This is a genomic window from Marinilactibacillus sp. GCM10026970, from assembly GCF_042660675.1.
Lineage (GTDB): Bacteria > Bacillota > Bacilli > Lactobacillales > Carnobacteriaceae_A > Marinilactibacillus.
In genome coordinates this window covers 41,752-62,335 of the sequence record NZ_JBHSUL010000009.1, presented here as the reverse complement: position 1 = coordinate 62,335, position 20,584 = coordinate 41,752, and the positions used below count along the sequence as shown (strand labels likewise).

Genomic DNA, 20,584 nt, shown 5'->3' with positions numbered 1-20,584 from the left:
TATTATCAAACTCCTTTATTTATTTAATATAGTTAGCGTAACATATATATGACTTAATGTAATGTATACATTGCATTTTTAATAATATTAACTTGATTAAAAACTCTACTGACTTATATCAACAATCATTCGATAAAAAAGCACCCACTCTTCGTATAACTACTTATAGACTAACATAATTAAATGAGACAGTATAAAACACCTTCGAAATGGTACACTTACTTCAAGTACTAAAATCGGAGGTGTTTTTGCTTGGGCAAAAATGTATATTCAAGTGAGACAAAATGGGCCGTAGTAAAAGACAAAATGAACGGCCAGCTGACAAACAAAGAGATTATGGAGAAACATGGAATCAAAAATAGATCACAAATTAAAACATGGATGAGATGGTACCGTGAAGATGAAATACACCGTTTCGACCAACCAATCGGTAAACAATATTCTTATGGACATGGGCCGGAATTTGAAAGTGAAGATGAGAAGAAAAATAAACAAAACGCACATTTAAAAATGGAAAATGAAATTTTAAAAAAGTACTTGGAAATAAAAGAGGAGTTGAAAAAGAAATAATACTTCAATTGGTCGAAGTATACCGGCATAAATATACAATCACGGCAATTCTGTCTACATTGGGTGTGCCTCGCTCCACTTATTACAGATGGCTCGCCGAAGGCGATACAATTGTACTGACAGAAGTGGAAGAAGCAATTATCGTATTGTGCAAGAAAACAAAGTATCGTTTCGGCCATCGAAAAATCAAGAAGTCATTGAAGGAAAGATACAACTTGGATAGGCATCGAAATACGGTTCAATCCATTATGCAAAAGCATCACCTACAATGTCGGATAAAACCGAAACGTAAATGGAAATCGCAAGGTGAATCGGTCATCGTAGCGCCGAATCTTCTCCAACGCAATTTCGCTGCTTCTGCGTCGAACCAAAAATGGGTAACAGATATTACCTATATTCAGTACGGAAGTTCGACAATGTATCTATCAACGATCATGGATTTGTTTAATAATGAAATTGTCGCGTATAAAATGTATGATCACCAACAGACGTCATTGATCATCGACACGCTGAAAGAGGCACTGGAATTAAGGGGAAACCCCGAAGGGGTCATCATTCATTCCGACCAAGGAAGTGTCTATACTTCCTATGCATACCAAGATTTGGTTAAGACCAGCCATCTTATCAGTAGTATGTCTCGTCGCGGAAATTGTTGGGATAACGCGGTCATTGAGTCATTTCATTCCAATATCAAGTCAGAGGAATTTCAGTACGTCAAATTCAATTCGATAACCAATCTCCACGTCGTAGAAAAGGTGGAAGAATATATCCGCTATTATAATGAAGATCGGATCCTAGAAAAATTAGGCTACCTGACACCCAAAGAATTTGGGGCGCAAGTAGCCTAACGAGGTGTTTTATAGTTGTCTCAAAGTACTATGTCAGTCTATTAGAAGGTGAGTGCTTTTTGTTACTTATTTTCCTTTTTGTGTTCCTTACTCATGTCTTCATAAGCTTTGCCACGAAGAAGCATTCCCCATAGCGCGGAAAGCCCTAAAGGGATTAATAATACTAACAATAAAGGGTGCACACAAATTTCTCCTTTCGAAATATATGATTGAATTCAAAGTTTAAGTATTTCTTCATTGATGACTCTTGTTCTTAAAATAACCGTAAAGAAAGAGGCTTTGTATGTCAAATGTTAACACAAGAACCAAGAAATAGACTGTTTATGATATACATTTTCACTCTACATAAAAAAGATGACTATCCTGACAGTAATCAGAGTAGTCATCTTTTTTAATTCATTTAAATAGAACAGCTTCCGTCTTCACATAGCCCTACGCCTGAATCACCCATGACTTGTAAACCAAGTTTAATCCCTAACTCATCGGCAACTTTTTGAAGGGTTTCTTGAAAGAGTTGTTGGGGTTGGGCACCAGAGATGGCATATTTTCTTTCAAGAACAAAGAAAGGCACGCCTTGTACACCAATAGCTTGTGCTTCTTGGATATCTCTAGCAACATCTTCAGCGTACTGATCACTAGACAACACTTCTTGGGCACCTTCGCGAGACAAGCCTACGTTTTCAGCAATATCGAGTAAAACTTCATCGACATTCAAGGCAAGGTTATCTAAAAAATGAGCTTTTAATAAAGCTTCGTCAATTTCAGCGCCTTTTCCATTAGCCTCAGCGTATTTAGCTAATCGATGAGATTTTTTTGTGTTGGCATTAATCATTTTAGAAAAATCATAATCCAGACCCACTGTTTTAGCACGCTCTGTTACGGATTCAAACATTCCATCTACTTGAGAAGCGCTCATACCTTTTTTCTGCATTAAGCTCTCTTTAAGCGGATCTTCACCGGTTAAAGGTGTTGTTGGGTCTAATTCATAAGCCTTGAACTGAACGTCCACATGATCAGACAATCCAGTTTCTTTTATCGCTTGTTCAAGCTCTCTTTTTCCTATATAGCAAAATGGGCAAACATAGTCTGACCAAACTTCAATTTTCATCATATATTTCACTTCGCTTCCTAAAAGTAAGTAACTATACTATACCAATAGTTTAGAGAAAATACAATACTATAGGAATAGGTCTGAAATATAATCGCAAACCTTATTGTTCGTCTTTTAATTGTTGATACAACTTTACATGATATAAAATATGGATTTATATTTTTAAATACGAACAATAAACGATATTTATTTGTAGATATCCTGCAAAAGGTTGACTATATTCTCCTCAAACTCTATTATGAAATCAATAGATAACATTTAACGGTATTTTAGATAATAATGTTCGTGATTAGCTTTATAGTTGGAGGGGTAGTTTTTTGGAGAAACTAGCATTACTTTATGAAGGAAAAGCAAAAGAGCTTTATAAGACAGATGATCCTGAGTTACTTTGGGTAGCCTACAAGAACCAAGCAACTGCTGGGAATGGAGCGAAAAAAGAAATAATCGCTGGAAAAGGTAGGTTGAACAATCAAATCACCAGTCGCATTTTTGAAAAATTAAAAGAAGTTGGTATTCAAAGTCATTTTGTTAAGCAATTGTCTGAAACAGAACAAGTCATTCAGAAAGTAGAGATGTTTGCACTGGAAGTGGTCGTTAGAAACGTTGCTGCTGGAAGCTTTTCGAAAAGACTAGGTGTAGAAGAAGGGACACCTTTATCATTTCCAGTTCTAGAGTTTTATCTTAAAGAAGATGCTTTAAATGATCCGATTATCAATGAAGATCATATACGAGTGCTTGATTTGGCAACAGAACGACAAGTAACCGAAATTAAAAAACAAGCTTTAGAGATTAACACTGCTCTTCAGGAAATATTTGAAAAGATGTCTGTTCGCTTAGTCGATTTCAAATTGGAGTTTGGAAAGACATCAGACAACACGATTCTTTTGGCCGATGAAGTTTCACCAGATACTTGTCGACTATGGGACCTAAACACGAACGATAGGTTAGATAAAGATGTTTTCAGAAAAGATCTGGGAGATATCATTCCACTGTATGAAGAAATATTGAATCGACTTACTCAAAGATAAAAGGAGAACTGAACCCATGTATAACGTAAAAGTATATGTAACGTATAAAGAATCGATTCTTGACCCTCAAGGGGAAGCGGTTAGAGGTGCTGTTCACCGTATGGGATTTGATGAAATTGAGGATATTCGAATTGGAAAGTATTTTGAAATCAAGGTTTCTAGTCAAGAAGAAAGAGCCATTGAAGAAACAATTGAAACCATCTGTGACAAGCTGTTAGCGAACGTGGTTATGGAAACCTACCGTTATGAAATTGAAAAAGTAAAGGAGACGGTGTAAGGATGAGATTCGCTGTTGTTCAATTCCCAGGTTCAAACTGTGATGTGGACTTACTTCATGCAATCAGAGATGGTGCAGGAGAAGAAGCAGAGTATGTTTCTCACACTGAAACAAGCCTAGAAGGATTCGATGGTGTCTTACTACCAGGTGGTTTCTCTTATGGGGATTACCTCAGAAGTGGCGCAATTTCTCGCTTCTCCAATATTATGAGTGAAGTTCAAAGATTCGCTGAAGAAGGAAAGCCTGTTTTTGGAACCTGTAACGGATTCCAGATTTTAGTAGAAGCCGGCCTGCTTCCAGGAGCTTTGCAGAGAAACAACCAGCTACACTTTATTTGTAAAACGGTTGAACTAAAAGTAGAAAATAGCGAAACAAACTTTACCTCTCTTTATGAACAAGGAGAAAAATTAACGATTCCAATTGCTCACGGTGAAGGCAGTTATTACTGTGATCCTGAAACGCTTCAAGACTTGAAAGATCACAACCAAATTATCTTCTCTTATGCATCAGAAAATCCTAATGGATCTATAGAAAATATTGCCGGAATCGTAAACAAAAAAGGAAATGTACTCGGTATGATGCCACACCCAGAACGTGCCATCGAAGAACTTTTAGGTTCAGAAGACGGTCTGCGCTTTTTCAAATCTATGATACAAAATTTCGCAAAGGAGACCGCTAACGTATGAAAACCATCCAGGAACCAACAGCTGAAATGATCAAAGAGCAAAGAATTTATGCGGAATGGGGTTTGACGGACGCAGAGTACCGTACGATTTCAGAAGAGATTCTTGGTCGCTTACCGAATTATACGGAAACGGGCTTGTTCTCAGTTATGTGGAGTGAGCATTGTTCCTATAAAAATTCAAAACCCGTTTTACGTAAATTCCCAACAAGCGGACCTCAAGTTCTTCAAGGGCCAGGTGAAGGTGCTGGGATTGTCGATATCGGAGACGGTCAAGCGGTCGTTTTCAAAGCGGAAAGTCATAACCATCCCTCTGCGGTAGAGCCTTATGAGGGTGCAGCGACCGGTGTGGGCGGTATTATCCGTGATATTTTCAGTATGGGCGCGCGTCCAATTGCAATGCTTGATTCTCTAAGATTTGGAGAACTGGATAATGAACGAACAAAATATCTGCTGGAAGAAGTGGTCGCAGGTATTGGTGGATACGGTAACTGTATCGGTATCCCGACTGTTGGTGGTGAAATTGGATTTGATCCCGTTTATAAAGGGAACCCTTTAGTGAATGCGATGTGTGTTGGACTGATCGATCACAAAGACATTCAAAAAGGACAGGCTAAAGGCGTTGGAAATACGATTATGTACGTTGGTGCTAAAACAGGGCGCGACGGCATTCACGGTGCGACATTTGCTTCAGTGGAGTTCAGTGATGAAGAAGAGTCAGAACGTTCAGCTGTTCAAGTAGGTGATCCCTTTATGGAAAAACTATTGATGGAAGCTTGTCTGGAACTGATTCAAGATCATCAAGATATTCTAGTCGGCATTCAAGATATGGGGGCAGCCGGACTGGTTTCTTCTAGTTCTGAAATGGCTTCTAAAGCGGGTAGTGGAATGGTCTTGAATTTAGATGATGTTCCTCAACGCGAAACGCATATGACACCGTATGAAATGATGTTATCAGAATCTCAAGAACGCATGCTGATCTGTGTAACAAAAGGGTCTGAAGAACGCGTGCAGGAATTATTTTCCAAGTATGAACTGGATGCTGTCAATATTGGACATGTAACAGATGATGGTCAATATCAATTATTCCATCATGGTGTCCAGGTGGCAGATTTACCAGTAGATGCCTTGGCAGAAGAAGCGCCTGTCTATCATAAACCGTACACAGAACCAGAAAGAATTCAACGCTTCAAAGAAATGAAAGATTTTTATCCGGACGTAACGGATGCTGGAGAAACACTGAAACAATTACTGCAACAACCAACGATTGCCTCTAAGAAATCGATTTTTGAAACCTATGACTCGATGGTGCGTACAAACACCGTTGTCGGACCAGGAAGTGACGCGGCCGTTCTACGCATACGTGGGACTCAAAAAGCTTTAGCAATGACGACAGACTGTAATGCACGCTATCTATACTTGAATCCAGAAGTGGGGGGGCAGATGGCTGTTGCTGAAGCCGCTAGAAATATCGTGGCTAGTGGTGGCGAACCGCTAGCGATCACAGACTGCTTGAATTATGGTAATCCAGATAAACCAGAAGTGTTCTGGGAACTTTGGACGTCTGCTGATGGGATTTCAACAGCTTGTGAAGCGCTTGGAACACCGGTTATTTCTGGAAACGTGTCGCTTTACAATGAAACCAATGGAGAAGCGATTTACCCTACACCGATGATTGGAATGGTTGGACTTGTAAAAGAGCTTGCGCATGTAACGACATCTGATTTCAAACAAATCGGCGATAAAATTATCTTGGTTGGAGAAACCAAACCAGATTTCAATGGAACAGAGTTGCAGAAACTCCAATTAGGTAGAATCGAAGGAACGTTGTTCGACTTCGATATTCAAAAAGAAAAACAGATTCAAGATAAGGTTCTCGAAGCGATTCGAAACGGCTGGATCCAAAGTGCCCATGACCTTTCAGAAGGTGGGCTTGCAGTAGCGCTCGTTGAATCAGCCTTCAAGAACGCATTAGGCACAGACATTACAGTAGATATGTCAAAAGAATGGTTATTCTCTGAATCTCCATCACGCTTTATCCTTTCTGTTAAACCAGAACATGAAGAAAACGTAGTAGAATTATTCCAAGGAAAAGCAACTCAGATCGGTGAAGTGACCGACTCAAAAATGACTGCCATTCAAACACAAGATCAAAAAATCGAACTAGACATCAATGAACTGAAAACAGTATGGGAGGAAGCGATTCCGTGGTTGCTGAAATCAAAAGCTTAAATGAAGAATGTGGCGTCTTTGGTGTATGGGGACATCCGGATGCAGCGAGTTTGAATTACTTTGGACTCCATAGCCTACAGCATCGTGGTCAAGAAGGCGCTGGTATTGTATCCAATAACCATGGACGCTTAAAAGGTCACCGTGATCTAGGTCTCCTTTCAGATGTTTTCAAAGACGAAAGAGAGCTTGCGAGACTCGTTGGCGAAGCGGCTATCGGGCATGTCAGATATAGTACTGCTGGAAGCAACAGTATTTTAAATATTCAACCGTTTTTATTCAAATTTCATGACGAAGAAATCGCGCTTGCCCATAACGGTAATTTGATCAATGCGATGACGCTTAGAAAAGAACTAGAAAAAGAAGGTGCGATCTTCCATTCCAATTCAGATACCGAAGTCTTGATGCACTTAATTCGCCGAAGCAAAAAAGAAACCTTGCTTGAAAGAATCAAAGAAAGTTTAAATGTCATCAAAGGCGCTTTTGCTTATCTGATGATGACACCCAATGAAATGATTGGAGCGCTTGACCCGAATGGCTTCAGACCATTATCAATCGGTCAGATGGAAAACGGGGCTTACGTGCTGGCCAGTGAAACATGTGCTTTGGACGTTGTAGGAGCGACCTTTGTTCGCGCTGTGGAACCGGGCGAAATGGTGATCATCAATGATGCAGGCTATACGATTGAAAAATACACAGAAGATACTTTACTACAAATCTGTTCGATGGAATATATTTATTTCGCTCGTCCAGATTCTGATATTGCAGGTGTCAATGTTCATACAGCACGTAAAAATATGGGTAGAAGATTGGCTCAAGAATCACCAATTGATGCTGATATGGTCATTGGTGTGCCCAACTCTTCTTTATCCGCTGCAAGTGGTTACGCGGAAGAGAGCGGCATTCCTTATGAAATGGGACTTGTCAAAAATCAGTATGTTGCAAGAACCTTTATCCAGCCAACACAAGAACTACGTGAACAAGGTGTTCGAATGAAATTGTCTGCTGTTAGAGGAGTTGTGGCTGGTAAAAAAGTCATTATGGTTGATGATTCGATTGTGCGAGGAACAACGAGTAAACGTATTGTTCAACTCCTGAAAGATGCAGGAGCTGCTGAAGTACATGTACGGATTTCTTCTCCACCACTGAAGTATCCTTGTTTCTATGGAATCGATATTCAAAATCAAAAAGAACTGATTGCGGCAGATCACACGGTTGAAGAAATCAGAGAAGTGATTGGCGCGGATAGTTTATCGTTTTTAAGTATTGACGGAACCGTGGAATCAATTGGGCTAAAATTCGATGCACCACATAATGGTCTATGTATGTCTTACTTTACAGGAGATTTCCCAACACCATTATATGATTACGAGATGGATTATCTGCATACACTAGAGAAAATCAATGAACGAGATCCAATGTTCAGCAAATAAAATGAACAGACAAAAAACAGGAGGTTTATTCAGATGGGAAATGCCTATGCGAATGCTGGCGTAGATGTAGAAGCAGGCTACGAAACAGTTGAAAGAATCAAGAAACATGCCAAACGAACAGAACGGCTAGGTGTGATGGGTGCTTTAGGAGGTTTCGGTGGCGCATTTGATTTATCTGCAATAGACGTAAAAGAACCTGTACTAGTTTCTGGAACCGATGGTGTCGGAACTAAATTGTTACTAGCGATCCAACAAGACAAGCATGACACAATCGGGATCGACTGCGTAGCGATGTGTGTGAATGATATTTTGGCTCAAGGCGCAGAACCTTTGTATTTTTTGGACTACATTGCGACAGGAAAGACAGTCCCGGAAAGAATGGAACAAATTGTTGCTGGGATTTCAGAAGGATGCGTGCAAGCAGGCGCAGCGTTAATCGGGGGAGAAACTGCTGAGATGCCGGATATGTACGAAGAAGAAGCGTATGACTTAGCAGGATTTTGCGTAGGGGTTGCAGAAAAAACAGAATTACTCACTACGGATAAAGTGAAAGCAGGAGACCAGTTGATTGGTCTACCCTCAAGCGGTATTCATTCCAACGGATATTCATTGGTAAGAAAAGTATTTTTTGAACAGAACGATTACAAATTAGATACCGAATTTGAATCATTGAATGGTAGAACGCTTGGACAAGAACTACTTGAACCAACAAAGATTTACGTTCAACCTGTTTTACCACTAATCAAAGAGCACCTAATCCACGGCATTTCTCATATAACAGGCGGGGGATTTGTAGAGAATCTACCGAGAATGCTAGCAGAAGGCTTAGGAGCTAAAATTAAAAAAGGTACTTGGAAAATACCGGCTATCTTTGATTTACTTGAAAAAGAAGGTCAGCTGAAGCCTGAAGAAATGTACGAGATTTTCAATATGGGTATTGGGATGGTCTTAGCAGTTTCAGAAGAGAACGTGTCTGCCGTTATGGAAAAGTTAATCCAAAGTGGGGAAGCTCCTGTTTTGATCGGTGAAGTCTTAGAACAGTTAAGTCACTTAGATGGAGCGATTGTCTTTGAATAATCAAAAGAACTTAAAAATAGCTATATTTGCTTCTGGAAATGGATCAAATTTTGAAGTCATTGCTGAAGCTGTTCAAAAAGGCTCTATCAAAGCAGAGCTGAGTCTATTGATTTGTGATCAACCAGAAGCTTACGTTTTAAAACGTGCTGAAATTAAAGCAGTACCTAGTATAATTATTCAACCAAGTGACTACAAAACAAAAAAAGCGTTTGAAACGGTTCTACTAAAACACCTTGAAAATCACGAAATCGACCTGATTGTATTGGCGGGTTATATGCGCATCATTGGCAAGACTTTATTGGAGAAGTATACGGAGCGCATTATCAACATTCATCCTTCTTTACTACCGGATTTTCCAGGTGAAAGTGGGATTGGAGATGCTTTTGCCGCAGGTGTCAAAGAGACCGGGGTAACCGTTCATCTAGTCGATCAAGGCGTTGATACGGGCCCTATTTTGTCTCAACAGAAAGTCATGGTAGAATCAGATGAAACGTTAGAATCGCTGGGAGAAAAAATACATAAATTAGAACATTCGATGTATCCAAATGTGATTCAAGCGTATATTGAAAAGTTGCAGAAGGAGCAGGTCAATTCATGAAGCGAGCACTGATTAGCGTGTCAGATAAAACAAATATCGTAGAATTTGCACAGTCATTGATTCAAAACGACGTGGAAATTATTTCTACTGGGGGAACAAAAAAAGTTTTAGAAGAAGCTGGGATCCCGACAATTTCAATCGAAGAGGTGACTGATTTTCCAGAAATGATGGATGGGCGTGTTAAAACCTTACATCCGTTAATTCATGGAGGCTTATTAGGACGAAGAGATTTAGAAAGTCATATGCAAGCAATGGAAACTCATGAAATCAAGCCAATCGATTATGTCTGTGTAAATCTTTATCCTTTCAAAGAAACGATCAAAAAAGCTGATGTCACTGCAGAAGAAGCGATTGAGCAAATCGATATCGGTGGACCAAGCATGCTGAGAAGCGCTGCTAAAAACTTTGCTTCCGTAACGGTTGTTGTAGATGCAAAGGACTACGCTAAAGTCATTGAAGAATTAAAAGCAAATGGCGAAACAAGTCTTGAAACAAGACAAGGGTTAGCAGCGAAAGTGTTCCGTCATACTGCGAGTTATGATGCACTGATTGCGGATTACTTAACAGATTTATCCAACGTGAAAGATCCAGAATCCGTTACCGTAACCTACAATAAAAAGCAAAGCTTACGTTATGGAGAAAATAGCCACCAGTCTGCGGTCTTCTATGAAGATCCAATGGCCGGTCCTTTTTCTATCGCCAAGGCAAAACAGTTACACGGAAAAGAACTTTCTTATAATAATATCAAAGATGCAGATGCTGCGATTCGTATGGCAAGAGAATTCACAGAACCTGTAGCCGTTGCCGTTAAGCATATGAATCCTTGCGGAATTGGTATTGGTGAAACCATTGAAGATGCTTTCGACCGTGCATATGAAGCAGATAGTATTTCAATATTTGGTGGAATTGTTGTGTTAAATAGAGAAGTTTCTCTGGAAGTGGCAGAAAAACTACACAAAATCTTTTTAGAGATTGTGATTGCACCAAGCTTTTCAGAAGAAGCGATGAGCCTATTAAGCACCAAGAAAAACATCCGTTTACTTGAACTGGATTTCTCGCAAGCAACCTCAGGTGGAAAAGAATTGGTTTCTGTTTTAGGTGGACTGTTAGTTCAAGATCAGGACTGGATTGAAGAAGCAAATAAGCCAGAATGGAAAGTGGTCACGAAAACCCAACCAACGGACGAACAAATGAAGGCTTTAGCGTTCAACTGGAAAGTCGTTAAGCATGTTAAAAGTAATGCTATTGTTGTTGGAAACAGTGAACGTACGCTAGGTATTGGCGCTGGTCAGATGAACCGAGTCGGAGCGGTCAAAATTGCCATTGAGCAAGCCGGTGACTTGGCAAAGGGGGCTGCACTAGCGAGTGATGCCTTCTTCCCAATGGACGATAGTGTAGCTTATGCAGCTGAACACGGAATCAAAGCAATCATTCAACCTGGTGGAAGCATCAAGGATCAGGAATCCATTGATAAAGCAGATGAGTACGGCATTGCAATGGTCGTAACATCAACTCGACACTTTAGACATTAAGCCATTCAAAACGAAAGAGAAGGGAGACCTCTCTTTCGTTTTTTACATAAAAATCATGAAATGAGGAATCCATTATGAATCTATTGGTTATTGGAAGCGGGGGTCGCGAGCATGCGATTGCAAAGAAATTAAATCAAAGTCCATTATCAGAAACAGTATACTGTATCCCTGGTAACGCTGGTATGAAATTAGATGGTATTCAAATAAAAGATCTTTCTTTAGACGATCATGATCAACTGATTGCCTTTGCAGTAGACCATCAAATCGACTGGACGATTATCGGACCGGAAGTTCCTTTGTTCAATGGACTAGCAGATGACTTCTACAAGAATGGTCTATCCGTGTTTGGACCATCCAAAGCCGCAACCTTAATTGAAGCATCAAAAGCATTTGCAAAAGAGCTAATGGTCAATCAAGGTATTCCGACTGCCGCCTATCAAGTGTTTGACGAATACGAAAAAGCAAAAGCCTATATTCAAGCGCAAGGCGCGCCTATTGTGATTAAGGCAGACGGATTGGCCTCAGGGAAAGGCGTTATTGTAGCTGAAACAATGGAAGAAGCGCAAAAAGCACTAAAAGAAATGATGCAAGACAATAAATTTGGGGAGTCAGCTTCTCAAGTCGTCATTGAAGAATGTCTGGCAGGCGAAGAGTTTTCATTAATGGCTTTCGTCAATGGAGAAAATATTTTTCCGATGCCCATTTCTCAAGACCATAAACGTTTGTTGGAATTAGATAAAGGGCCAAATACTGGCGGGATGGGTGCGTATTCTCCAGTGCCACATATTTCTGAAGAAACCGTAGCAGAAGCGGTAAAAAGAATTCTACAACCAGCTGCGCAAGGATTGGCTGATAGTCAAACACCTTTTACAGGGGTACTATATGCCGGTGTGATCGCTACAGAATCAGGACCTAAAACAATTGAGTTCAACGCGAGATTCGGAGATCCAGAAACACAAGTTGTTTTGAACCGAATGGAATCGGATCTAGTAGAAGTGATTACAGATATACTTGATGAAAAAGATCCAGATATAAAGTGGAAAACAACAGGAATAGATTTAGGCGTCGTTGTGGCAGCTAAAGGATACCCGGAAAAGTACGACTTGGATATTTTGATTGAACCGACGGAATCTGAAGATACAATCACTTATTATGCTGGCGTAAAAGAAAAAGACGGTCATCTTTATTCTAATGGCGGACGTATTTATCTTCTAGAAGCTTGCGGTGAATCCATAGCAGAAGCTCAGCAGAAAATTTACAATCAATTAAATAAAGTGAATTCCCAAAAAGTCATTTACCGAAAAGATATTGGAGACAAGGCAAAAAGAAGGTGAAAGATAACCGGCTCCTATGCTAGCAAGGGATAGAGAGGTCATTTGTTATAGTCATCAAACTGTAATAAAAAATTGCCCCAATTCATTTCCAATTAAGAAGTCAGTACACTATACTTCTTATAGAAGACTGCGAACGTGGGGGAGATTTTTTGAAAAGAAATTGGCTAGCAGTTTCGGTAACTGCGCTCTTATTATCGAACATAAATCTATTGTTCACGCACTCGGTATTTGCCGAAAGTTCATTGGATGAACTACAGAAAGAAAAAGAGTCCATAGAAGAGCGAGCAACTGAGGTAGAAGGTACGATAGACCAACAAGATACAAGATTAAATGAGCTAGATCAGCAAAGAGCAAGCTTGGAAAACGACATACAAGGTCTTCAAATCAGTATAGGTGAACTGTCTATAGGGCTTGAAGAACAAAGCGCCGTTTTAGAAGAGACAAATATTCAGATTGAGAATCTTCAGGATGAAGTGATTATACTCAATCATGCAATCGAAAAAAGAAATCAGAAATTAGATACGCAAGCACGCGCTACTCAAACGAAATGGCACGCAGGAAATATCATACATACGATTGTAGCTTCTGAAAATCTTGCAGAAGTGATTGGACGTTTGAGTATTGTGAATACACTGGTTTCTGCAAACCAAAGGATGATGGCTGATCAAATTAGAGATCAGCAAGCAGTGGTCAAAGCAGAAGCGCAAATGCAATTTGAAAAAGAAGAAGTCACTCAAATACTCTATGAGATGGAACAAACAAGAACTGAGCTTTCTTCACAACAAACACAGCTTGATCGTCAAATCAATCAAGTTGTGGAACTGTATCAGATGACTGCTGAAGAAAAAGAAACGTTTATACAAGAGCAGTATGCACTTGCACTTCAATCAGCGGATATTGATGGGGAAATCGATGCGGAAACAGAAAGAATACGTGTTGAGGAGAAATTAGCAGAAGAGAAAAGACTCGAAGAAGAACGCATTGCGGCACAACTACTCGCAGAAAAGCAGGCTGAAGAGCAACTAGCAGCAGAAGCGGAAGCACAAGAGAAAAGAACGCAAGAAGCATTAGCAAGGCAAGAAGCGCAAGAGAAAGCAGAACAAGAAAAAACATCAGAAAAATCTCAGGTACAAGCGCAAACAGTTGATTTAAAAAACGAAAAAGATACACAAGTTAAGCCAAGCACTTCTACGAATCCATCACTAGGAACAGAGGAAGATAGTCAACAAAACGTAGAGCCTGAACAAAAAACGGAAATAAAATCGAAACAAAAAGTAGAGGTAGAACCTAAACCAGAAGTGAAACCAGAACCCATTGTTGAAGAAGAAGTTATATCATCACCCGTCTCATCTTCTCAATTTATTAGACCGGCTAATGGATATGTATCTTCTGGGTATGGTGTCAGAATCCACCCAGTCACTGGGATCCGCACGAAGCATAACGGAATAGATATTGCCGGAAGTGGTCCGATTATAGCTGCTGCAAGCGGAACGGTTAGTATTTCGAGCTACAGCTCTAGTTATGGCTACTATATCAAGATCAACCACGGTAATGGTTATGAAACTCTATATGCTCATTTACAACCCAATTTACTAGTGTCTGCAGGACAAGCGGTTCAGCAAGGTCAACGCATTGGAACAATGGGAACGACCGGTGTTTCAACAGGCGTTCACTTACATTTTGAAGTTCGTGTAAACGGACAATTTACCAATCCAGCAACTTATATTGGATTATAGAACTTAAAAAAGCATCCACCAATTTGTGGATGCTTTTTTTGCTAGAATTTAAGGTAAATACCGTTTATCGCGTTTACCTAGTTTTCTAGACGAAAGAACTTGTAATAAACCACTGTTTACAGACAATCCAAGCGCAATGGCGCCAGAGACCAGAAAAGTTTCAGTCGCATACATAAAAGCAACGTCAGAATGTCCTTCTATAAATGCGCGCATCATATTGTAGGCAGATCCTCCAGGGACGAGAGGAATGATGCCGGGAATCGCAAAGACGATTACAGGCATACGGTAGTAACGAGCAAACCACTGACTACAGTTTGCTACAAGAAAAGCAGCAGCTCCAGCACCAACAAAAAGATCCAGATCGATTTGAAAAGATAGAAAGTAATAGACAATCCACCCCATTGCTCCAGCTAAACTAGAAGCAATAATGGTTCTTTTAGGAACGTTATATAAAATACCAAAACCAATTGTAGCAACAAAAGCAGCAAGAAAATAAGTGAGATACTGCGTAATCATAATACATTCTCCTTAACATCGATAGGGTTCATGAATAGTCTTCATCAAACTTATAGGAAGGTTAAAACCATAGCGATCCCAATTCCAATAGCACCTGCTGTTAGTAAAGCTTTTGCCACCACAGCGACCCCAGCCAGAAGATGTCCTGCCATCAGGTCACGGAAACTATTGGTGATGGCCATACCTGGAACAAGACACATTACACTACCGATAATAATAGTATTGATGTCATTGCCTATCCCAAAAGAGGTAAAGAAAACAGCACATAATCCTATAAAGAAAGCAGCGACCATTTCTGCAAAGAAACTGACATTTGTCCAACGGTTAACGATATCAAAAAGAACGTGTCCAAGTCCTCCGGCGATAAAGGAAGGTAGCATATCTTCGTACGTTCCTTCAAATAATAAAGGAAAACAGCCGCAAGCGCAGGCAATCGCTAAATTTCTCTGCCATTGGTTGAAATTTCTAGGCGCTTGTTTGATTTCGCGAAGCTTTTCTTTTACCTCATCAGGAGAAAGTAGATTTTGAGTAAGGTGCCTGGACAATTCATTTACTTTGGAAACTTTTTCAAGGTTCGTCTGTCTTTCAGTCATCCGGAGTAATTCGGTGTGGTCTTGTTTGTCTTTTCCTTGAACCGTTAAAATCAAAGCAGTTGGTACGACAAAAACATTAATGTAAACCAGATCATAGCTTTTTGCAATTCGATACAATGTGTCTTCTACTCGGTACGTCTCTGCCCCATTTTCGAGCATAACCTGTCCTGCTTCAACACAAACGTCCAGAATATCCGCTACTGGATAACTTTCCAAGCCATTCCCTTCTTTCCAATAAAATTCAATAAACTCAGTATAACGATATCAGTATCAAAAATCGATAGAGAACAAAAAAGAATCCTTAAAAGAAAAAACTAAACGAATATTTAAAAAGGTAAAAACCTTATTCACATTAGAATATTATCTAAAAGCACTACTTTTAATCAAAAACAAAGAATCCCTTTTGCAAAATCAAAAATATGCTACAATGGTTTGGATGTAGTTTGAGTAGGTAGAATGATGGAAGAATACAACGCAACGGAGAGGGTTGAACACAATGGTAGAAGGACAGGTAGGGGAATTTACGGAACAAAGTCCTTTAATTAAAGAAATATCTGCAGGAAAAGAAGTTTTTTGGGAGAATCCTGCATACTTGAAAGCTGAAGAAGCAAATAGACATACAAAATATTCAATGAAAGATATAGAAGACGTAGAAGCCAGACTTCAAAGATTTGCGTCATACATTCAAATCGCTTTTCCTGAAACACAAAAGACGGAAGGGATCATTGAATCTGAATTAATGGAAATACCATCCATGAGAAATTGGTTGAACGAAGTAAATGAAGAAACCATTCAAGGGAAATTGTGGTTAAAACGCGATGATCTACTTCCCATTTCTGGAACAATCAAAGCCAGAGGTGCGATTTATGAAGTGCTGAAACATGCAGAAACAATCGCACTAGAACAAGGTATGTTAAATAGCATCGAAGAAGATTACGCTATTTTCGCTAGTGATGAATTCAAGGCGTTTTTTGCTCAGCATCATATCGCGGTAGGGACAACAGGAAATCTTGGTATCAGCGTAGGGACGATGGGAAGTAAATTAGGATTCAACGTAACCGTCCATATGTCTGTTGAAGCGAAGCAATGGAAAAAAGAATATTTACGTTCAAAAGGTGTAAAAGTCATTGAACATGATACCAACTTTTCTAAAGCGGTAGAACAGGGAAGAGAAGAATCTAATGCCAACCCAAATAGTTATTTTGTAGACGATGAACACTCAGAAGAGCTGTTCCTCGGTTATACGGTTGGTGGATACCGTATGAAGAAGCAGCTAGATAAAAAGGGAATCAAGGTTGATGAGAACCACCCATTATTTGTTTACTTACCGTGCGGAATTGGAGGTTCTCCAAGTGGGATCACATTTGGAATGAAGCAAGCTTTTGGAGATCACGTACATTGTATTTTTGCAGAGCCTACCAAAATGCCGAGTATGCTCGTTGGATTAGATTCAAAGTTATATGACGAAATTTCAGTTGAAGAAATTGGACTAGGTGGACTGACTGTTGCGGACGGCTTAGCTGTTCCAAGAACTTCAGGCTTAGTTGCTAAATTGATGCATAACTACTTTAGTGCAGGTTATAGCTTGAAAGATGAAGTTTTCCGTCAGTTACTATTTAATTTACATGACAAAGAAACCATTTTCCTTGAGCCGGCAGCCGTTGCTGGACTAGCAGGTCCTCAAAGATTATTAGGATCAGAAGCAGGGAAACATTATATTCGGAGTCATCATTTAACCAATAAATTATCCCAAGCTACACACATCGCTTGGGCAACAGGTGGATCCATGGTACCTGAAGAGAATAAAAAAACTTTTTTAGAAGAAGGTCAAGCAATCAGTGAACAACTGGTTTAAATTGAACGATGAAAACAAGTGTTCAATTCCTTTGTTATACTAAAGAAAAGACCACGTGCTCATAATTATATGAGGACGCGGTCTTTTCTTTAGCTCGCTTCAAGCCTGAAGCAAGCCGTATTTTGTAATTCTTTCTCCTAAATATCGTTTTTTAGAATAGCGATTCAAAGTAGAATAATTAATATGGTAGGTTTTTTGTAAATTAGAAACAATCGTTTTGATTTCAGGCTTACTAATCATTAAAATGATAGGATCATTTAAAATGAGATCGACTAACAATTTTTCTAGCTTAGGCGTATAGTAAAAGCTATCAACATGATTGATGGGTGCATCAACGTACAGCTTATTTAAAATAATATTATGTGTTTCAGGAGATATGTAGTGCTCATAAATAGATTCTTCCGGTGCAAGAAACACGTTTTCGTGGATCTGCTTAATCTTGTCGAAAGCAGAATTCAAAGAACAAGCTTCAACATCAATCATAATGTTATGGCACGGATATGTATGATCCGAAAAATCCGTCAGCCAATCAGTCGAGTAAATCGAAAATTTTGACTCTGGTAGGGATGTCTGTATCGTTCTTACGATATCATCCATTTCAGGTGTTGATTCGTGTATAAATGCTTTCTTATCATTTAAAGCATAATATCCACGTTTGGGACTATAAATGATTTGTAACTTTTTGAGTTCATGGATACGCCAACGTAGCGTACTATAGCTCAAGGAAGCGTCAAATTTCCGGTAAAAGGAAAGCAGTCCGCTTGTATCTACAGGTTGATGATGTTTCAGATAATACTGGAGTTCATTAACTTTAAATGTTGAATTCACAAAATGCCTCCCCTAATTTAACATTTGTCATTATATTTTTTAGGTATGACTTTTATTACAGTTAGTATACCAGAATAAAATAAAATAGCAGAATGTAAACATCTGAAAAACAGAACTTTTTTTGATAACGTTCGTTATAATTATATTAATAATTTAGAAAAACGATTTAAATCGTTTTTCTAGATGCTTTTATAACAATATAACTAGAAATAACATGAAAAATTGAAGTGTAATTTAAAGAGAATTGTATGATTTCATATTAAACGTATTAAGGGTTTTTACTGAATATAATCATGCTAATTTCGTCCAGTTGAAGAGGCCGTAAAGAAATTACTGAATCTTTAGATAAGCGGTTACATGGAATGTTTGTAAATGGATAAAGATTTCTTTTTATAAATTTATATTAAAAAAATTAAATTCCATTTCTCATGATAGATGAGAAATGGAATTTAAGGATATTAAGCAAATTTTGTTTTAGATTCTTTTTTACGTTTAGTATATTTTCTAAGTTTTATTATATGGTAAAATATTCGTCCAATTGTGGTCATAATAAAGACCCAAAGTAAAATCATATAAACTCTTTGAAAACTAATTTCAAATGAACTCTGGTATTCAATACTGTACTGGATATAAAGCGTCCAACCCCAGAATAGTGCGATAAATAAGTTACTGACAATATGAAACAAGCGTTTACTTCGTTCTGTTTTAAACACTTCAACCCCTCCTCAACTGGGTAAATCGATTTAAACGTACGTTTTTATGGAACTCAAAGTATACAGGACTTACTGATTGTAGAGCAATACATTTTATTTGATTTAGAATAAGATAGCGTTTTCTTACTTATTATTTTATCACTTTGTTACAGGTTTGTAAAAGGGAGCATATGATTTTTTCTTACTTTAAACCTGTTTCAACAAATATGTACGTGTGAGTTGATGTGTAGGGGTCAAAAACGGTATTATAAGATATGAGAATTCATTAAATGATTTTTAAAAATCTGCAGTAGAATATAAGGAGACCTATAAAAAGTATGAAAACATTTAAACGTATGCCAAAACATATTGGAGTTATTCCAGATGGAAATCGTCGTTGGGCGGTTGGACAAGGACTGCAAAAAACAGATGGCTACCCTCATGGAATTGGACCAGGATTAGAATTATATGAAGCGTGCCTGGAATTAGGTGTAGAGGAAATGACTTTTTATGGTTTCACAATGGATAACGTAAAAAGACCCTCTCTACAAACAAAAGCTTTTCAGAAAGCGTGCGTGGATTCAGTAAATGAACTGAAAAAGCGTGATGCAGATTTACTGGTGCTGGGGAATACAGACTCTAAGGTTTTTCCAAAGGAACTACTCCCATATGCTATGAACCGTACACAATTTGGTGAAGGTAAAATGAAAGTAAATTTTTTAGTGAATTATGGATGGAACTGGGATTTGAATTATGCTTTAAATCATGAAGAGACAGGTGATTTGATCGACAATATTGCCTCTAAAGATGTTTCTCGTATGGATATGGTTTTAAGATGGGGCGGTCGCCGAAGACTGAGCGGATTTTTACCGATCCAATCTGTCTATTCTGATATTTTTGTGATCGATGAATACTGGCCAGATTATAAGAATCAGCATTTATATGATGCGCTTGATTGGTATCAGAAAACAGATGTTACATTAGGTGGATAAGAATAAGACCTTATCAATATACGGAGGTATACTGAGGTGAGTATTCATGGGTAATAAGTGCATTATTGTTATGGTAGGACCAAGCGGTAGTGGAAAAACAACCGTAGGAGAAGCTTTATCACGTAATGGAATTCCGAAACTGGTTACGACCACCACTAGAGAACCGCGCCTTGGAGAACAAGAAGGTATCGATTATCATTTCAGAAAAATCGAAGAGTTGGATCCGGCGGACTTTGTTGAGCAAACTGTTTATAATCAAAAGGTCTACGGACTGACAAAGCAAGAAGTTAGCGATGCATTAAGAGAACATGATGTTGTTCATGTTTCTCTTGATCGTCATGGAGCGAGAGCGATGAAAAGAAGCTTTCCACAAGAAACAGTTGTCGTGTTTATTTACATTTCAAAAGAAATGATGGCTGAACGTATGCGTAAACGTGGGGATAGTGAAGAGAAAATTTATGAGAGGCTTTGTCACAGTGAAGCAAATGATGAATTGGCACCTCCGGAAGACACAGATCTCGTTATTGAAAATATTTCTATACAGGAGACTGTTGACCAAATTCTTTCTCATTTGAACCAAACAAATTAGGAGAGGATAACCTTGTCTCAACGTGATATTGATCCTAAAACGCTTGTATGGTACCCTCTATTTT

General features: G+C 38.8%; 19 protein-coding genes. 14 read left to right on the top strand and 5 right to left on the bottom strand.

Annotation, left to right across the window (positions count from 1 at the left end; translation table 11 throughout):
* Positions 1 to 252: 252 nt before the first annotated feature.
* Positions 253 to 1,418 (top strand): IS3 family transposase gene (locus tag ACFP65_RS03345; protein WP_379915867.1). Its coding sequence is split into 2 segments (ribosomal slippage): positions 253 to 529 and positions 529 to 1,418, totalling 1,167 coding nucleotides; the frame shifts between segments, so codons are not numbered across the junction.
* Between the two features lie 400 nt (positions 1,419 to 1,818).
* On the opposite strand, the gene ACFP65_RS03340 is transcribed toward ACFP65_RS03345, so the two are convergent.
* Entirely contained in the window at positions 1,819 to 2,529 is a 711-nt protein-coding gene (locus tag ACFP65_RS03340) for a DsbA family oxidoreductase (protein ID WP_379915865.1), read from the bottom strand.
* Positions 2,530 to 2,846: 317 nt separating this feature from the next.
* Here ACFP65_RS03340 and purC point away from each other — a divergent pair, with 317 nt between their 5' ends.
* From purC to ACFP65_RS03290, 10 genes are all read left to right on the top strand, one after another.
* Positions 2,847 to 3,557, top strand: coding sequence for a phosphoribosylaminoimidazolesuccinocarboxamide synthase (gene purC / locus ACFP65_RS03335; protein WP_379915863.1), 711 nt, complete (start codon positions 2,847 to 2,849; stop codon positions 3,555 to 3,557).
* Positions 3,558 to 3,573: 16 nt separating this feature from the next.
* Positions 3,574 to 3,834, top strand: a complete 261-nt coding sequence (gene purS, locus ACFP65_RS03330; protein ID WP_379915861.1) for a phosphoribosylformylglycinamidine synthase subunit PurS — start codon at positions 3,574 to 3,576, stop codon at positions 3,832 to 3,834.
* 2 nt (positions 3,835 to 3,836) lie between these two features.
* Positions 3,837 to 4,520: a phosphoribosylformylglycinamidine synthase subunit PurQ gene (purQ, locus tag ACFP65_RS03325; protein WP_379915859.1), complete on the top strand. Its 684-nt coding sequence runs from the start codon at positions 3,837 to 3,839 to the stop codon at positions 4,518 to 4,520.
* Positions 4,517 to 6,748 (top strand): phosphoribosylformylglycinamidine synthase subunit PurL, encoded by a 2,232-nt coding sequence (gene purL / locus ACFP65_RS03320; protein WP_379915857.1) that lies wholly within the window; start codon positions 4,517 to 4,519, stop codon positions 6,746 to 6,748. The genes purQ and purL overlap by 4 nt, the downstream gene beginning before the upstream one ends.
* Complete coding sequence (purF, locus tag ACFP65_RS03315) at positions 6,724 to 8,178, top strand: amidophosphoribosyltransferase (RefSeq protein WP_379915856.1); 1,455 nt, start codon at positions 6,724 to 6,726, stop codon at positions 8,176 to 8,178. Before purL ends, purF begins: the two co-directional genes overlap by 25 nt.
* A gap of 33 nt (positions 8,179 to 8,211) precedes the next feature.
* On the top strand, positions 8,212 to 9,255 hold the full coding sequence (purM, locus tag ACFP65_RS03310; RefSeq protein WP_379915854.1) for a phosphoribosylformylglycinamidine cyclo-ligase: 1,044 nt from the start codon (positions 8,212 to 8,214) through the stop codon (positions 9,253 to 9,255).
* Positions 9,248 to 9,853, top strand: coding sequence for a phosphoribosylglycinamide formyltransferase (gene purN / locus ACFP65_RS03305; protein ID WP_379915852.1), 606 nt, complete (start codon positions 9,248 to 9,250; stop codon positions 9,851 to 9,853). Before purM ends, purN begins: the two co-directional genes overlap by 8 nt.
* Entirely contained in the window at positions 9,850 to 11,385 is a 1,536-nt protein-coding gene (gene purH, locus ACFP65_RS03300; protein WP_379915850.1) for a bifunctional phosphoribosylaminoimidazolecarboxamide formyltransferase/IMP cyclohydrolase, read from the top strand. The genes purN and purH overlap by 4 nt, the downstream gene beginning before the upstream one ends.
* Before the next feature lie 74 nt (positions 11,386 to 11,459).
* Positions 11,460 to 12,719: a phosphoribosylamine--glycine ligase gene (gene purD / locus ACFP65_RS03295; RefSeq protein WP_379915848.1), complete on the top strand. Its 1,260-nt coding sequence runs from the start codon at positions 11,460 to 11,462 to the stop codon at positions 12,717 to 12,719.
* Between the two features lie 149 nt (positions 12,720 to 12,868).
* Positions 12,869 to 14,455, top strand: a complete 1,587-nt coding sequence (locus ACFP65_RS03290; RefSeq protein ID WP_379915846.1) for a peptidoglycan DD-metalloendopeptidase family protein — start codon at positions 12,869 to 12,871, stop codon at positions 14,453 to 14,455.
* Between the two features lie 48 nt (positions 14,456 to 14,503).
* On the opposite strand, the gene ACFP65_RS03285 is transcribed toward ACFP65_RS03290, so the two are convergent.
* Complete coding sequence (locus ACFP65_RS03285; RefSeq protein WP_379915844.1) at positions 14,504 to 14,971, bottom strand: threonine/serine exporter family protein; 468 nt, start codon at positions 14,969 to 14,971, stop codon at positions 14,504 to 14,506.
* 50 nt (positions 14,972 to 15,021) lie between these two features.
* Positions 15,022 to 15,780 (bottom strand): threonine/serine exporter family protein, encoded by a 759-nt coding sequence (locus tag ACFP65_RS03280; protein WP_379915842.1) that lies wholly within the window; start codon positions 15,778 to 15,780, stop codon positions 15,022 to 15,024.
* 280 nt (positions 15,781 to 16,060) lie between these two features.
* On the opposite strand from ACFP65_RS03280, the gene ACFP65_RS03275 reads away from it, so the two are divergent.
* Positions 16,061 to 17,419: a D-serine ammonia-lyase gene (locus ACFP65_RS03275; protein WP_379915841.1), complete on the top strand. Its 1,359-nt coding sequence runs from the start codon at positions 16,061 to 16,063 to the stop codon at positions 17,417 to 17,419.
* A gap of 99 nt (positions 17,420 to 17,518) precedes the next feature.
* Here ACFP65_RS03275 and ACFP65_RS03270 read toward each other — a convergent pair whose 3' ends face one another.
* Both ACFP65_RS03270 and ACFP65_RS03265 read right to left on the bottom strand, forming a co-directional pair.
* A complete protein-coding gene (locus ACFP65_RS03270) occupies positions 17,519 to 18,247 on the bottom strand; it encodes a DUF6577 family protein (protein WP_379915839.1) in 729 nt (242 codons plus the stop codon).
* Positions 18,248 to 18,705: 458 nt separating this feature from the next.
* Positions 18,706 to 18,960 (bottom strand): hypothetical protein, encoded by a 255-nt coding sequence (locus ACFP65_RS03265; RefSeq protein ID WP_379915837.1) that lies wholly within the window; start codon positions 18,958 to 18,960, stop codon positions 18,706 to 18,708.
* Positions 18,961 to 19,277: 317 nt separating this feature from the next.
* Between ACFP65_RS03265 and ACFP65_RS03260 the strand changes: the two genes are divergently transcribed.
* Both ACFP65_RS03260 and ACFP65_RS03255 read left to right on the top strand, forming a co-directional pair.
* A complete protein-coding gene (locus ACFP65_RS03260; RefSeq protein ID WP_379915835.1) occupies positions 19,278 to 19,931 on the top strand; it encodes an undecaprenyl diphosphate synthase family protein in 654 nt (217 codons plus the stop codon).
* A gap of 46 nt (positions 19,932 to 19,977) precedes the next feature.
* The gene (locus ACFP65_RS03255; protein ID WP_379915834.1) at positions 19,978 to 20,520 is read left to right on the top strand and encodes a guanylate kinase; all 543 of its coding nucleotides are present in this window, start codon (positions 19,978 to 19,980) and stop codon (positions 20,518 to 20,520) included.
* The last annotated feature ends 64 nt before the right edge of the window (positions 20,521 to 20,584 follow it).

Bases quoted from the DNA above. Each gene is read 5' to 3' on its own strand.
- purQ (WP_379915859.1), top strand. From the start codon at position 3,837: ATGAGATTCGCTGTTGTTCAATTCCCAGGTTCAAACTGTGATGTGGAC.
- ACFP65_RS03275 (WP_379915841.1), top strand. From the start codon at position 16,061: ATGGTAGAAGGACAGGTAGGGGAATTTACGGAACAAAGTCCTTTAATT.
- purD (WP_379915848.1), top strand. From the start codon at position 11,460: ATGAATCTATTGGTTATTGGAAGCGGGGGTCGCGAGCATGCGATTGCA.
- purH (WP_379915850.1), top strand. From the start codon at position 9,850: ATGAAGCGAGCACTGATTAGCGTGTCAGATAAAACAAATATCGTAGAA.
- purL (WP_379915857.1), top strand. From the start codon at position 4,517: ATGAAAACCATCCAGGAACCAACAGCTGAAATGATCAAAGAGCAAAGA.
- ACFP65_RS03255 (WP_379915834.1), top strand. From the start codon at position 19,978: ATGGGTAATAAGTGCATTATTGTTATGGTAGGACCAAGCGGTAGTGGA.
- ACFP65_RS03285 (WP_379915844.1), bottom strand. From the start codon at position 14,971: ATGATTACGCAGTATCTCACTTATTTTCTTGCTGCTTTTGTTGCTACA.
- purM (WP_379915854.1), top strand. From the start codon at position 8,212: ATGGGAAATGCCTATGCGAATGCTGGCGTAGATGTAGAAGCAGGCTAC.
- ACFP65_RS03340 (WP_379915865.1), bottom strand. From the start codon at position 2,529: ATGATGAAAATTGAAGTTTGGTCAGACTATGTTTGCCCATTTTGCTAT.
- ACFP65_RS03260 (WP_379915835.1), top strand. From the start codon at position 19,278: ATGAAAACATTTAAACGTATGCCAAAACATATTGGAGTTATTCCAGAT.
- purS (WP_379915861.1), top strand. From the start codon at position 3,574: ATGTATAACGTAAAAGTATATGTAACGTATAAAGAATCGATTCTTGAC.